This window comes from Kordiimonas aestuarii, assembly GCF_025574465.1.
Lineage (GTDB): Bacteria > Pseudomonadota > Alphaproteobacteria > Sphingomonadales > Kordiimonadaceae > Kordiimonas > Kordiimonas aestuarii.
Map to the genome: position 1 here is coordinate 1086332 of NZ_JAOBPP010000021.1, position 15347 is coordinate 1101678.

10 protein-coding genes are annotated in these 15347 nt (G+C 57.3%); 5 read left to right on the plus strand and 5 right to left on the minus strand.

Annotation, left to right across the window (positions count from 1 at the left end; translation table 11 throughout):
• Positions 1-10: 10 nt before the first annotated feature.
• Both OEU85_RS17530 and OEU85_RS17535 read left to right on the plus strand, forming a co-directional pair.
• Positions 11-922: a CDP-alcohol phosphatidyltransferase family protein gene (locus OEU85_RS17530; RefSeq protein ID WP_262692828.1), complete on the plus strand. Its 912-nt coding sequence runs from the start codon at positions 11-13 to the stop codon at positions 920-922.
• Positions 915-2372, plus strand: coding sequence for a lipopolysaccharide biosynthesis protein (locus tag OEU85_RS17535; protein ID WP_262692829.1), 1458 nt, complete (start codon positions 915-917; stop codon positions 2370-2372). Before OEU85_RS17530 ends, OEU85_RS17535 begins: the two co-directional genes overlap by 8 nt.
• Here the strand turns inward: OEU85_RS17535 and OEU85_RS17540 are convergent.
• Positions 2350-3084, minus strand: a complete 735-nt coding sequence (locus OEU85_RS17540; RefSeq protein WP_262692830.1) for a phosphocholine cytidylyltransferase family protein — start codon at positions 3082-3084, stop codon at positions 2350-2352. The genes OEU85_RS17535 and OEU85_RS17540 overlap by 23 nt on opposite strands.
• Positions 3077-5530: an efflux RND transporter permease subunit gene (locus OEU85_RS17545; protein WP_262692831.1), complete on the minus strand. Its 2454-nt coding sequence runs from the start codon at positions 5528-5530 to the stop codon at positions 3077-3079. The genes OEU85_RS17540 and OEU85_RS17545 overlap by 8 nt, the downstream gene beginning before the upstream one ends.
• 439 nt (positions 5531-5969) lie before the next feature.
• Between OEU85_RS17545 and OEU85_RS17550 the strand changes: the two genes are divergently transcribed.
• From OEU85_RS17550 to OEU85_RS17560, 3 genes are all read left to right on the plus strand, one after another.
• Entirely contained in the window at positions 5970-7181 is a 1212-nt protein-coding gene (locus OEU85_RS17550) for a TolC family protein (RefSeq protein WP_262692832.1), read from the plus strand.
• Between the two features lie 98 nt (positions 7182-7279).
• Complete coding sequence (locus OEU85_RS17555) at positions 7280-8095, plus strand: efflux RND transporter periplasmic adaptor subunit (RefSeq protein ID WP_262692833.1); 816 nt, start codon at positions 7280-7282, stop codon at positions 8093-8095.
• 3 nt (positions 8096-8098) lie between these two features.
• Positions 8099-11173, plus strand: coding sequence for an efflux RND transporter permease subunit (locus OEU85_RS17560; RefSeq protein ID WP_262692834.1), 3075 nt, complete (start codon positions 8099-8101; stop codon positions 11171-11173).
• Between the two features lie 134 nt (positions 11174-11307).
• Here OEU85_RS17560 and OEU85_RS17565 read toward each other — a convergent pair whose 3' ends face one another.
• The 3 genes from OEU85_RS17565 to OEU85_RS17575 form a co-directional block, all read right to left on the minus strand.
• Positions 11308-12720, minus strand: coding sequence for a P1 family peptidase (locus OEU85_RS17565; RefSeq protein ID WP_262692835.1), 1413 nt, complete (start codon positions 12718-12720; stop codon positions 11308-11310).
• Between the two features lie 119 nt (positions 12721-12839).
• On the minus strand, positions 12840-13808 hold the full coding sequence (locus OEU85_RS17570) for a LysR substrate-binding domain-containing protein (protein ID WP_262692836.1): 969 nt from the start codon (positions 13806-13808) through the stop codon (positions 12840-12842).
• A 157-nt stretch (positions 13809-13965) separates the two neighbouring features.
• Entirely contained in the window at positions 13966-15336 is a 1371-nt protein-coding gene (locus OEU85_RS17575; protein ID WP_262692837.1) for a peptide MFS transporter, read from the minus strand.
• Positions 15337-15347 lie beyond the last annotated feature (11 nt).

Below are 15347 nucleotides of genomic sequence, written 5' to 3' on the forward strand. Positions count from 1 at the left end.
GAAGTGTGCAATGAACGAGAGCACTATACACCGTTCGAAGCAATCGCCCCCCAAAGCTCATGAATACGGCCGACCGGAGACCATTGAGGACGCCTCGAACCGCTATATTGTGCACCCCCTGTCCGATCAGGCTGTGAAAATCGCGTTGCGGCTTGGCTTTTCTCCCAATTTCGTGTCAATCCTCGGATTGTTGTGCGGTATTCTCGCCGGTTATTGCTATTATCACTTACCCCAGACATCCATGGTTTACGGCGGCTTTCTGGCGATGGTTGCATGGCATGTGCTTGACGGCGCCGATGGCCGCCTCGCTCGCGCAACCGGGCGCACCAGTGCCTTCGGTCGCATCATTGACGGCATTTGCGATCATGTGGTTTTTGCCGCCGTATATATTGCGCTCACCTTACACGTTATCGAAACCGGATACGCCCTGTCGGTCTGGTGGCTTGTGGTTGGCGCAGGTCTCTCCCATGCGGTACAAGCCGCGGGTTATGAAGAGCGGCGCCAGAAATACCAGCGACGGCTCAAAGGGGTCGCTCGCTCGAGCGCACAGGCCTCGCTCGTTGTGGTGGGCGGTAAGAAATCTTTCCTCGCCGGTTTGTATGACAAGGCACAAATGCTTGTTGCGGGCCGAGAAAGCGAATTTGACATTCGGCTGGAGCAACTGCGTAAGATTGGCAGTGATCGGCCTGCCATTGCACTTGTGGGGAAAACAGCGCCGATGGTTCGTGCGTGGGGCATCCTCAACGCCAACAACCGGACGCTGCTGATTTTCCTATTCTCACTTGTGGGGCAGCCGGCCTTCTATTTCGCTGTCGAACTCTTTGCCTTTAATGTCATTCTTGCCATCCTGATGTTCACCGAAGCCCAGCTTGAGAAAAAGCTGAGCGGTGAAGCCCGTGCGCTGATCGACGCCTGTGGGTAATATCTCGGACATACGTGATATTCTTCGCGGGGCGCTGGCGTCTCTTGGTGGCTTCGGTGGGCGCATGATTGCGCGGCTGATCCTGATGATTGTCGCCGGAAAGTTATACGGGCCATCGCCACTTGGCCTGCTTGGCCAGATTGCGGCAATTACGGAAATTTTGGCGGCGATCGCGGTACTGGGCCTGAAAAGAAGCTTGCCGGAGATGCTAAGTGCCATACAGGGCGAGGCACGGCAGGCAGTTGTGATCAAGGAAGCGTTGATCGCCTGTCTGGCCATCGCAACCCTGCTCACGGCTATTCTTGGCGTGGTATGGCCTTTTCTCTTCACGGATATTAGCATGCCGACGGCCCTCTACTTCGCTATTCCGGCCATTGCTTTTTCAGATACGGCGGGTGCGGCAATCCGCTTCAAAAGGATCATTCGCTGGGAAATTCTCGCCCGCTGCGTCATCGAACCATGGGTATTCCTTGGTGCCGCCGTCATCCTGTATTTGCTGAAGGTGCCAGAAACGGGTTTGATTGTCGCGTTTTCCCTCTCATGCCTCGGGGCGGCCGCGGGCATCTCGATTGGACTTGGCAATGCCTTCGGATGGCGCGGTATTCTCGCGGCACCCGTTCGGCTGACCTCTGTGCTTCGCATACCGCGAAAAAGTTTGCCTGTCGGCGTGACGGACATCGGCATCATGATGTTCAGAAGACTGGATATCCTCGTGCTGTCCATCGTTGCGGGCCACGGTACGACGGGCATCTATTATATGGCACAGCAGATTGTCACCATCCCACACAAAATATACCAGTTGTTTGAACCCATGATGGTTCCTGTACTGGCAAAACTTCACCACAGCCTTCGGACAGACATCATTGGAAGCAAACTGGCCGGGTTTTGTCGATGGACGTTCATGCTCCAACTGGCCATCACCATACCCTTCGCCATATTCGGCGGACAGTTGCTTGGCCTTTTTGGCGATGAGTTTGCATCAGGTGCGATTGTGCTTGCTTTTCTGCTCCTCGCCGAACTTTTTGACGGCAGCTTTGCGCTGACCGAGACAGCCCTATTGTATGCGAAACCCGGAATACCCCCAAGGCTTGTCATCGTCTCACTAGTCACGGAAGTAACTTTCATAGCGCTCCTCGCCCAGGTTTGGGGGGCAGCGGGGGCGGCCAGCGGTTTTATGCTCTCGATGGCGGGGTTGGCGCTAATGCGGCTTTTCATGCTGCGCCGGCATCTGGCTATTTCGATTCTGGATACCGGTTTTCTGCCACCTCTCATATTTGCCGGCATTCTGGCCGGCCCACTTATGATGATTAGCCGTCTCAGCGAGGCCGAGAATCTTTATGTATTTGGCCCGGCGATCCTGTTCTTCATTGGCGCCTATCTAGTAATGGTGCGTTTCCTCGCGCTCACAACTGCTGATAAAAAACTGCTCAAACGGCTAAGGGCTGGTTAGCGGTCAGCCAGCCGGTCGCCAGATCATACATCTCCGGGCTGTCCACATCGATCCAGAATTCACCGCCGACATCAATGGCGACGGCGTTTTTTTCGAGCGCCAGCTCGGCCATGCCGCCGGATATGGAGTAGTCGCCCCGTTCGCGTCCGCTTTTCGCAATGGCATCAAAGAGGGCCGGATCGGCGGCGAAAACCCCGGTATCAAACGCATTATAGACGGGAATTTCCTTGCCGATTTCAAGAATATGACGCCCTGCGTATCGTACCTTGGTCACATCATCCAGATCGACAAACCCATTGCCAAGAACGGTATCTATCGCAAGTGCTACCTCACCCTTCATACGGTCACCGGCCAACAGGGTCCGATACAAGGACGGAGCAACGAGGTGATCACACATGGCAAGGCAGAAGGGGCCGGATAGCGCGTTTCTCGCCTTGAGCACGGAAAGACCATTGGGGTGCTTGTATTCCGCATTATGCACTGTTTCTATTCGCCAGTTGTGCCGTTTTACCAACTGGTCCAGATGATCCTCCAGCACGGGCGCGTTATAACCGGTCACCACGGTTGCCCGTGCAAGGCCGGCCTTGAAGGCAGATGCCAAGGCCCGTTCTATCAAGCTGGTTCCGCAAATCTCGACAAGGGGCTTCAGGTCGCCTTTGGCTCTCAGCCGTGATCCTGTACCCGCGGCAACAATTAGTAGGTCTTCAATCATAGAGGATGCTTTCTTTCATGTTCGTGGGCATGCTTTGCGCTTTTTTTCTCGCGGTCAGCGGCAACAGGGCAGGTAACAAGAACCACGTCAGCAGCAGGCAGATGCTGAAGCCGATAAGGGCGAGGCATCCCATGGACCGGAGGCCACCCATTGACGCGGTGACAAGACCGCCGAAGCCCATCAATGTGGTGAGTGTAGTGAGGGTCGCGGCGCGGCCTGTCGTTGCCATGGTCTGGCCGATCCCTTGATTGTCTTCCTGAAACCGTTCAACGATATGAATGCTGTTGTCGACCGATATCCCGACAAGGGAAGGCAGAATGACCATATTGATGATGGAGAGCGGCAAGCCCGCAATCGACATGATCGCCAAGGTGAAGACCATGCCTATCGCCGTCGGGACCAGAATAACAACTGTCGACAGCACCGAACGGGTAAAAACCAGGACGGCAAGAAGAGTGACGATGCTAACCAGGCCGATAGCGCGAAGCGCATCCGCCTTCATAAGCGCAAGCATCTCGACAAAGATGAAGGCTTCAGATGCAGGGTGATATGTTTTTCCGTTTACGGTGAAACTGGATGCGTCATCGTAGAACTGGCGCGCAAGGTCTGCGTCATCCATCGTGACGGAATTATAGATATACATCAGGTAACCGGGCTTTTGGGCGTCGCCCAGGAACACCCGCTTCATGCCAGCCGGCAGATCGTTGGCATCCAAGGTTCCGATACGCAGATATTTAACCTTGTCGGCCAGATTATTCGGAAGCGGACCCCCATCGGAAACACGTTCCCACATGCGATTGATCACTCTGAGACGTTCTGCCTGCTCGGCCGGGTCCGGCACAAAATTGCGTATGCTCGTGATCTTCGCGACAGTCGGTGTATCTTTATCGTTCGCGGTATAGCTCTCAAAGTAGTTTTCAATCGCCTTCACTTCATCAAGCGTATCCACCACAAGGATTGCGCGGTCATGGCCGCCCTTGAAGATATTTTTTGAGCGCTCGGTCGCCCAGATATGTTCGGTGCTTCGCGCAGCCTGTATGTTTTTGAAATTCTTCTCGAATGCGAGCCTGCTTGCAAAGGGCAATGCCGCTGGCAAAAGCACACTCACAAGAACCGCCACACAGATAGCATGCTTTCTGCTTCCCAACTGCCGCATCCAGCCACGACCTTTTTGGGCATTTGCAACCTTCGGCCAGCTCATGTGACGGTGCACGACGGACAGAAAAGCGGGAAAGATGCTGAACATGGAAACATAGATCAGCACGACACCACTGCCGGCGATGAGTCCAAATTCTCGGAAAGCCCGAAATTCTGTGAAGCCCAAGACGAGAAAGCCTGCAGCAGTGGTGATGCCCGCGACAAGCGATGCCTTGCCGGTATGGCCGAGAATGGTTGCCAACGCTTCCCGGTGGCCCAAACCCTCACCGCGGCTCTCAGCGTAGCGACTGAAATTATGAATGCCGAAGTCGATACCAAGCCCAAAAAGAATGAGCGCCAGGAAAATGGTGATCAGATTGAGGCCACCAATAACCAGCACGGTGATCCCCACAGTCCACAGGATGCCGACCACAAGCGGCAATACAATCAAGGGAATAGCCATGAGGCGCCGGTAGTGCAGCAGTAAGAGCAGTATGATCAGGGTTACCGAACTACCAAGCCCGATTACCACATCATGAATAACTGCATCAAACTGGGCAACCTTGTTGCGAATTCTGCCCGCGATACCAACATGGATATCGCTATCCGGGCTGTTTAGCTCAAGCGCCTGGATAATGGCAGCGATGTCACCGATCATTTTCTTTGCAGCCGCCAAGCCCTCGTTCCCGGCCTTGGGCCATATTACGAGCGCCTGCGACCTGCCGTCGTCTGAGACGAATCGCCGTTCCGTCTCCACAGGTGCCAGCAAGGCGTCGACCGAAGGTTGGTCGTCGGGGGCGCGGGTTGTCGTCGCGCGACTGGGGACATGCTCCCCGGCCCCGCGGAGGGTGATGCTGATGGGAATTCCGGTCGTCGCCGTTATACTGTCGGCGGCGGCCTTCAGGCTTTCATGCTCCAGCTTTTGTTCCACCTGTTCAAGCTGCGGGACGCTGAGTTGCAACAGTTTATGCCGCTCCAGAACAGAGATATCTTCAAATGACTGCACACTCTCACTCCAGGCGAGTGGGCGCGTGACAGCCTCCAGCACCAGAAGGGTCTGCTCGACTTTTGTCCGGTTGTCTCCTTCAACGATCACTTGAACTGCGGAAAAGCTCCCGGCTTTTTCCATTGCGTCATTGAGGGTGCGCACGCTGGGCGCGCCTTCCGGCATCAGGGCTTCGAGTTTGGTGGAGACCTTGATCTGTTTGCTTGCCTGCCATGCGCACATGGACAGCACGCTCCCGATGATCAATATCAGCCACCGAAACCGGTCCATAAACGCAGCCAGTTGCGTGTTCCACCCTTTCACAAACATACTCCAGCCATTACAGAAGCGCGTATATTGTTGACGGAGCAAAGCTTGGGTCGCCTCCATGGGGAAGTGCAGATTGTTGCAAGGGGGAGGAGGCAGCGATCGGCAAGCGGGTCGTGCAGCAGTCGTGTCGCAGAAAACTTTTGGAGGTCATGGCTGGATGGTGTCGTTATGGAAATAACAGCGGGAGCACCGCGCGCGTATGCCTGACCTTAAGGACTTGTGCTCAATGATTTTAAAATGGTGCCAACGCCAGCCTCCTAATTGGGCCGAAAGCGCATTCCGCCGAGACCGGGCGTCCGCATTAACCGCCACCGTCGCGATCGCGCTCTGCTGTTTCCTCTGGGGCTGCGCGCACTACGAAGCGCAAAACGTCGACATCCGGGCATTCGCGGCTCTAACGCCTGAACCTGAGCTGGAAAATAACCACGGCCCGGTGGCATATACCGATTTGCTGGCTATTGCCGTCAGGCGCAGTCCCGGCATCAGCCAGGCGCAAAGCGAATACCGCGCCTCTCAGGCGCGTGCGGATGCCGCGGGGCAGATGCGACCTCTTGGCCTCACGTTGACGGCCGAATATTCAAAGGGTGCTGACGCTGCCAAGCCTTGGCTCTTTGGCACCTCAGTTGATATTCCGCTCGACCTTGCCGGGCAGAGGGAGGCGCGCATGGCTGAAGCGCGTTTCGTGAGCCTCAGTGCCCATTTTGTTATGGCTGCGGCGCTTTGGGACGTCAGGTCGCAGCTCAGGGCGGCTATTACCGAGGTTCATGCCGCGCGTCAAATACTCGTCTTCAGCCGGGACGCATACGATCTCCAACGCGCTCTCGCAGACCTTGAGCAACGCAAATTCGACGCAGGGGAAACACCGGTTGGTAGCGTTATCGCATCACAGCAAATGCTCGATGCGTCAAGGCAAGACCTTCAGCAGCAGCAGGTTGACCTGGTCAATGCCCAGATCCAACTGGCTGGCGTGCTCAATATACCCGTTGAACAGGCCAGAACTCTCGCTGTCGACAACATACCGTTGCCTGAGCTTGACCGGGAAACCATCGCTGACAATGAAGAGCGGTCCCTCTACACCCATAGCGAAATTTTTGCTGCCATCAGCGCCTATGACCTCGCGGAAGCACGACTAAAAAGTGAGGTAGCCAAGCAATACCCGGACATCCACCTCAGCCCGGGCATTGTCTGGGAACGCGGTGTCTTCAAATGGCCCCTCTCTGTTGGATTCTCCTTGCCACCGCTCGATATGAACAAGGCCAACATTGGAGCAGCAGAACAAGACCGGATAGCCGCTGCGGAAAAACTGGATGCCGCGGTCGATGCGCTTGGAAGGAACCAGCGTGTGGCCGCTGAAACATATTTTCAGCAGCGCCAGAATTACGACCTCTACAACACCCTAAGCGTAACGCTTGCGGCGAAAGAGCTCTCGAACGCCAAACATCTCGTTGCGTCAGGGTATAGCAGCGCAGACACGCTTCTCGCGGCGAAATACAAATACTATCAGACGCTCCGCACAGCGGCTCAGAAGCGCGCAGATTTTCTGCGGGCATCGAACGCCCTTGAAAACACCTGGAACCAGAGCGCAACGACAGAGGAAAACGATCAGTTGTCGCGGATTCTTTTAGACCTGGAGAACGATTTGTGAATGCTTCAAACCTGCATCGCCCCCTTTTTCTCCTGTTGTTTTTGGTTTTCACACACGCACAGCAAGTCTGCGCTGACGATGTGAAAATTGGGGTCGACATGCAAAAACGACTTGGCATTGTCACGATGCCTCTTGAGGAGCGACAGGTCTCGCATTCCTCGCCCATGTTCGCGACTGTGCTCGATCCGTCCCCGCTCGTTACCCTGTTCTCAGACCGGCGCATCGCCCGGCTCACACTGGTCAATGCCAGAACGGAAGCGGCGCGCACAAAGTCTCTCAACAAAAATGGCAATGCGATTTCTACCAAGGATATGGAAGCCGCTGGCCTGACCGCCGCTGTCGCCAGGGAGCGGTTATTATCCCTCAATCAACGCATCATGCTGGAATGGGGGCCTGCTGTTGGCAAAATGGATGAAGCCGAACAAACGCGGATCGTTGCCGCACTGGTTGATGGTAAAGCCGCGCTGCTGCGCGTGGATGCATCTGCAGGGCACGGTTTGACGGAAACAGAATTTGTGCGTCTCCGGTTAGCTGACGGAGAAACCTTGGAGGCACGAGTGCTCGGTCCGGCGCGGTCCGCCGACACCTATTTGCAATCGGCGGGTATAATCGCCCTTGTTGAGCAAGACAGGGTCTTGCCGCTCAGCGCAGGCCTGATGCTGAACGCCGCGACGAAGGCAGAGCAACAACGCGGTGTTTTTGTCCCTGAGACCGCACTTCTCTATATGGGAGGGCAAATTTCGGTTTACGTTGCAACAGGGCAAGAGAGCTTTGTTCAACACATTCTCACCAACTATCAGCCGGCAGCCGATGGCTTGCTCGTCAAAGCCGGGCTTAAAGCTGGCGATCTTGTGGTCACGAGCGGCGCCGCGATTCTCTACAGCACGGCGACACCCCAGGAGGGTGAGGACTGACCGATGCTGGAAGCAATTGTCAGCTTTTGCCTCAGGAAGGCAGGCCTTGTGCTCATCGCCACCGTGGTCGTCATTGCGGCAGGTTTTCTCTCGCTCAGGACCGTTCCTTATGACGTGTTTCCCGACTTTGTGCCGGCGCAGGCGGTTGTGCAAACGGAAGCGCCAGGCCTTTCTGCCACGCAGGTCGAGCAGATTGTGACCCGGCCCATAGAACAGTCCGTGAATGGGGCGGCAGGTGTTCAATCCGTCCGGTCTGAATCGATTCAGGGGTTGAGCATCGTAACTGTTGTTTTCAATAGCGACGCCGATCCCTTCAGGGCCCGACAGGTTGTTGCGGAAGGCCTTGGCGAAGTTACGTCCGCGCTCCCCAAGGGAGTAAAGGCCCCGAAGGTCAGTCCCCTTACTTCTTCTACGATGGATTTGTTGAAAGTTGGCTTTACCAGCGAAAAACTAAATCCTGCCGAGCTTAGGGACTGGGTACAGTGGGAACTGAAACCCCGGCTTCTTTCTGTGCCGGGCGTTGCCCGTGCGACGGTATATGGCGGTGTGGTAAGGAGGATCAACGTCATTGCAGATCCGGAGAAACTGGCCGCGAACCAACTCGGTTTCAATGATCTCATCAAGGCGGTTCAGGCCAGCGCGGTTGTCAGTGGCGGCGGCTTTGTCGATACCACGGAGCAGCGTATTCTGGTTGAACCAAGCTCACCAGTGAAGCGGCCGCAGGACATAGCCTCAGCCCTTATTCCGAGGATGGCAAAACCCGTCAGAATTGGGGATGTGGCCACTGTCGAGGAAGCCGCTGCTCCCGATTTCGGTGACGCAGTCATTATGGGCAAGCCGGGGGTTCTGATCAGCCTCTCAAGCCAGTATGGCAGCAACACGCTGGACACGACATACCGGGTCGAGGAGGCGCTGGCGGAAGTTGCCCCGGCTCTAGCGGGGCTGGGTATCGAGATGCATTCAGGGCTTCACCGGCCAGCAAATTTTGTGGAGACAGCCCTGAGAGGTATTGTAGAGGATCTTCTGATCGGGGCGCTTCTCATTGCCCTCATCCTGTTTCTGTTTCTCCGCAACCTGCGCACGGTGCTCGTTTCCTTCGTGAGCATTCCCCTGTCTCTCTTGCTCACCGTTATGCTGCTCACGAAATTCGGCATGAGCATCAATACCATGACACTCGGAGGCCTTGCGGTCGCTCTCGGGGTGGTGGTTGATGATGCGGTGATTGACGTTGAAAATATTGTCCGGCGATTGAGACAGCGGGGGCCTGAGGAATCTGTTCCTGGTGTTATTCTTCATGCGTCGATGGAGATACGTGGACCCGTCATATATGCCACGCTCATTGTGGCGCTTGTCCTGTTACCTGTCCTGATGATGACGGGATTGCAGGGGGCGTTCTTTGCGCCGCTCGCCACGGCCTTCATTCTGGCAACCCTTATCTCGCTCGTTGTGGCCATGACTGTCACTCCGGCCCTTTGCTATCTGTTTTTAAGAAACACCGCGCTGCCGAATGAAGCCGGGACCCTCTCTCGCTTCAAGGATTGGCACGGAAAGCTGCTGCAGTATTCTTTCCGGTTTCCCTGGCGTTTCATCGTGCCTGCCGGGTTGATATCGATGCTGTCGGTCGGGGCGCTGTTCCTGTTTAATTCCGAGCTTTTGCCCGCATTCAGAGAAGGGCATTACGTGTTGCAGGCCGCGGCGCACCCCGGAACCAGCCTTGCGGTCTCCCGGCAGTATGGCTCGGCGATCTCGCGCGACCTGCTGGATATACCGGGTGTTGCCACCGTCGAGCAACAGATTGGCCGATCCGAGGGAGGTGAGGATACATGGGGACCAGAAAAAAGCGAGTTCCATCTCGAGCTTACGCCTAACCTTTCTGCACAAAAGCAAGATGAAATTGAAGCGCAGATTCACAACGTGCTGGATAGTTATCCGGGCCTTCAGACAGAGGTGCTTACGTTTTTGGGCGACCGCATTGGCGAGTCACTGACCGGTGAAACGGCGGCGCTCGTTATAAATATTTATGGTGGTGACAGCGCGGCTCTGGAAAAAACCGCCAGTGCCATCGCGGCCAGGATCTCGACTGTCCCTGATGCAACTGACGTGAAGATCAAGACACCACCCAAGACGCCATCTATTCAGATTACCGTCAATCCTGATGCTGCGGCCTTTTACGGATTGACCCCCACAGACGTGCTGGATGCCGTCCAAAGTGTTTACGCGGGCAGCACCGCAGCTCAGGTTTTCAGGGGTGACAGGGTTATCGATATCGCCGTCACGGTTCCATCGTCTATTCAGAAAAGTCCGGAAAGTGTTCGGGATCTCTTGTTGCGGGGTGCCTCAGGCACACTTGCGCGGCTTGAAGACGTCGCGTCTGTATCCCTTTCGGAAAGCTCAACCTCTGTTTTTCATAGTGGCGGCCGGTTGGTCTTCACCGTGACAGCCAATCCGGAGCCGCAAAATGTTGCTATCGTAACCGGGGCAGTCCAGCGCGCGGTCCATGAGCTGACCCTGCCGCCTGGGGTGTATGTCGAATACTCCAGTATCGCGGACGATGCGGTGCGCGCCCGGAACGAGCTTCTCCTGCATTCCCTGCTGGCATTCGTCGGTATTGTCGCACTCCTTAGTCTGGCCTTCAACAGCAACAGGGCCGTTCTCCTTGTTATCAGCACGGCTCCCTTTGCGTTGGTGGGTGGCGTGGTCGCAATCGCCCTCTCGGGCGCCAATCTCTCTCTTGGCGCGCTGGTGGGCTTTGTCACGCTGTTCGGCATTGCCGCCCGCAACGCCATCTTGCTGGTTGATCATGCGGACCAGCTGGCGGTTGAAAAAGGTGAATGGTCACTTGCCGTTGTGCTTGTCGCCGCGCGCGAACGCGTCACGCCAATTTTAATGACGGCGCTTGTGACCGGTCTTGGCTTGTTGCCGCTTGCGATCGAGACCGGGCAGGCGGGCCGCGAAATTCAAGGGCCCATGGCCATTGTTATTCTAGCGGGTCTCGCAAGTTCCACGGTGATGAGCCTGCTGATCCTGCCTGCGCTCATATGGCGCTTTCGGCAAGCACATACTTCCTCGAAACCATAGCTGAGCAATGTTCCTGACGAGGAGACGGCGGGATGCTCGCGACGGTGCCGATGGCGAGAGGCACTAATTACCTTCTGTTTTTTTGGCCTATTCCGTTGAAGAACTCTTCGGCGGCTCGCCGGTGGCTGTCGGGTTCATTCGCTGGCGGTGCGGTGGCCGGTTTGCTCCCAGTGACCGGGGTTCAGCACAAGTGTTTGCGCATCGACGAATCGAAAGGTCAGCGGGTAGCGGCCCGGCACCATAAACTCGGTGTCGGAGACCGGTACAAGCTCTGTGGCCTCTTCATGCCCGATCCCGAAAACGGTGCGCTGGCCCGTTGCCCTTGCATGGAGTTTACCGTCCTTTGTGCCCACGTTCAGGCTGGCGAAGCGGCTGAATTCATAGTTACCCGCAAAGCCCTTGAGCGTGGCCGCGCTATAGTTCTGCGCCGGGTTCGGTATGGCGGTTACAGGTTGCGCGGGCACTGACCTCAAAAGCGCATCCCACATGACTTCCGAGGCAATCACACCAAGATCGGGCGACATGAAGGCAGGTTCCGCGAGTTCGCCTGTGGAGACAGCATAGAGCACGTCACCGTCAAACTGGGTGGCAAACGGCTGGATGCCGCGCCCCATGGAGGTATGCACCTGCACCGCAAGGCGCTTGAGGTCCGCCGGGTCCATCTTCTGGTTCACCACAATCAGGCTGACAGTGGTGTTTTTGGCGCTCGCGGTCTCTTCCACTGCAGCCGTGCCGGTCTCGCGGCTTTCCGGGAAGCCTTGCATCAGCTTGGTGGTTTTCACGTCGCCTTCCGGCCATTTGTCAGACGTGTAGCAGGCGGCGGCGTTGCCGTCCCGGTCGGTTATGACACCGTAGGGGTTCGCGATCACGAAGGCGGCGACCTTCAGGTCACCCACCTGCTTGAACGCGCCGCCCTGGCCAGAGAAGGCGTTGCAGCCAAAGAAACCACCACTTTTGGCGAAACGGCCGGCGCCATATGCGCCAAGCGGGAAGGTGCCTGTTTTCGCAGCGCGGAAGGCCGCCTGCGCCAGCCGTTTATCGGGGTAAATCTCGTTAAGCCGCCGGGTGCCGAAATCGAAGATGATCGAGCCCACAGACATGGCGATATTGACATCCTCGCTGAAGACGTTGCCGTCGCGGATGCCGTCATCCTTCAGCGCGGAGGCAACAGCCGTCACAGCTTCAAGCCCGTACCAGGAGCCGCCGGCGAATACCACCGTATCCAATTCGGCATAGTTATAGCCAAGGTCCATGTATGGCGCGTTCACGGTGCCGGGGCCGCCGCCACGCACGTCTGCCGCCACAAGCACTTTCTTGTCGAACTGGAAGACGGTGACACCCGTAGGCCCAGCCTCATAACTGCCGGTGCCAACCTTGAGGATCGGCCAGTCGTAGGAGAGCATGCGTTCGCTTTCCGCATTGATGCTCATGGGTTCCTGCTGCTGGTCGTCGACCGCAGCGCTGCTTGCGCTCAATACCGCTACCATGGCGAGGGCGGAAAGGCCTGCCTTGCCGAATGCCCCGATTGTGTGTGTCAGTCCCCGCATGGTTCGCTCCCCTTCTCAGATACAGGATCAATTGCTTGCCAGTTTCCGGCACCGGCATAAAAGGCGCAAGATGCGTCATGGGTCGGGGCCGGTGCACGGCAGGCACCATGGTGAAAGGCTCAGGGTAGTTCCTTGGTGATGGCGGTGTGCAGCCAGGTGCGGAAACGGCGGATTGACGGCAGTTCCCACCGGTCCGCGCGGGCGAGGAACAGATAGTCGCCCGGCGTTTTGCTGGCGAAGGCGTTTTTGCCCGCGCCGACCTCCACAAGCCGCCCGGCCTTGAGGTCTTCCGCCGCGACAAGATGGTTGCTGAGCGCGATGCCCCGACCGTGGCGCGCTGCGTCCATCGTCAGGTGTACTTGCCACAGAAGCGGCCCGCCAAGTTCACCCTCTCTCGTGACGCCATAAGCCGCGAGCCAGTCCCGCCAGTAAGAGGCATCTTCTTCGTGCAGCAGTTGGTGGGCCAGCAGGTCGGTGGGAGTCTCGAGCGCCGGGTTGTCGTCCAGATATTCGGGGCTGGCAACCGCGATGATGGGCAGCCGCGCGAGCTTGAGTTTCCTGATCCCCTGCGGCACATGAAAAGCGCCACCATATTGCGGTACAAACCGGATATCCACGTCTGCCTCGTTGGCGACAAGGTCCGGGCTGATGTCAGTCGGTCGCACCTCCGTCCGCACGCCGGGGTAGGCGGCTTCGAACGCGCCCAGCCTGCCCGTCAGCCAGTGAAAGGCGAGGCCGGGCATGCACCATATCTGCACAGGCTGGTTGTCGCTTTTTTTCATCATGTCGAGCGTGGCGTTGGCAAGCGCGTCGATCGCTTCCGCGATTTTTTCGTGGTATTCGCGCCCCTCGGGGGTAAGCGCAATGCCTGTCGGTGTGCGCTCGACAAGCACCGAGCCGGTCCAGCTCTCGATCGTACGGATATGGCGGCTGATCACTGCGTGGTCGCGCTCAAGCCCTTGCGCTGCCTTTCTGATGCCGCCAAGCCGCGCGACGGCGTCAAAGGCGCGCAACGCCTCAAACGGAGGCAGGGCCTTGCGGGAGGGCAGGTGCGGGCTTATGGCCGGTTTTTGGCTTGGAGCGGTCATATTATTTCTGGCAACTTCTTAAAAACTGATAACGACTATCAAGTGCAATATACGATATTGGTTGTGCTTGCCCGTCGATGTCAAGCGATTGAACCGGTGACACGAGTGCGAAATGTGTGCGGCAGGTGTGCGTGACCTGTGCTGGATGTGTGCAACATCAGTGCAGTTTCAGCACAGTCCTGAATGGACGATGCAATAGCAGCACCAGCACAGCGGCAAGCCCCACAATCGCGCCATGCATCAACCAGAAACCGGCGTCGGACATGGGCTCATAGAACCGACCCAGCCACCCGCTCGCGATACCGCCAAAGAAAAGTGACAGATAGTAAGAGCCGACCATCATGGCGTTCACGGCCTCCGGCGCGGTGGAGGACACAAGCGCGAGCATGATGGGCCCCACATAAAGGTAGCCAATCGCGCAGATGAAATGGAATACGACCGGCCAGAAGAGCGAGACCTGACCGCCCCCCGCCGCAAATTCACCAAGCGCCAGCCACACGCAGGCAAGGGTGAACACCGCGCAGCCAAGGATGACTTTCATCAGGTCACCGGGTTCGGCCTTGCGGTCGCGCTGGCGTTTCCAGTACCACATCACAAAGGGACCGAGTACGAGGACAGCAAGGCTGTCGAACGACTGGAACCATGTGACGGGGATGGTGAGATCAAAAATCTCCCGGTCCACCCGGTCACGAATCCACAAGGGGTAGGTGTTCCACACCTGTGTCTGCGCGGTCCAGAACAGGGCGGCGATGACGAAGAGCAGCAGAATGGCGGCGATGACTTTGCCGTCACCTTTCTGAAGCTTCGGCCTCGTGGCACCCGCATCCGCCATGGTGTCAGGCGGCAGGAAGTGCTGGCCGCGCAGGTAAATGACAATGCCGACCATCATGCCCACGCCTGCGGCGCCAAAGCCATAGTGCCAGCCGTAGAGCTCCCCCAGGGTGCCGCAGATAAGCGGGGCCACGAAGGCGCCCACATTGATCGACATGATATAAAGCGAATAGGCGGTGTCGCGGCGCTGGTCGCCCTTGGCGTACAAGCGCCCGACCTGTGCAGCGAGGTTGCCCTTGAGAAGCCCCGCGCCAAGGATGAGCGCAGAGAGCGCGAACAGGAAAACGGTCTCGAACGCCATCAGGAAATGCCCCAGCGCCATCAGTGCCGCGCCAAGCAGTACCGCTTTTTTCTGCCCCATTACCCGGTCGCCGATGAAGCCGCCCAGCACCGGCATGAAATAGATGAGGCCGATATAAAGCCCGAATATCTGGGTGGCGAGAGCCTGTGTGCTGAGCGGGCCGAACACTGTCTCAAGCAGGCTATGGAAGCCGCTGAACGCAATCACGCCCTCAACCGCGCCAGGCTTCAGGAGATGGCCAGCCATATAGAGAACAAGAAGCGCCTGCATGCCGTAGAAGGAGAAACGCTCCCACGCCTCGGTGAAGACGATATAGGCAAGCCCGCGCGGATGACCAAGGATATCTGTCCTGCCCGGCATGTCCTCCGCAGCGCTTGTGTTCAAGTCGTTTTGCATGACGTCTCCCG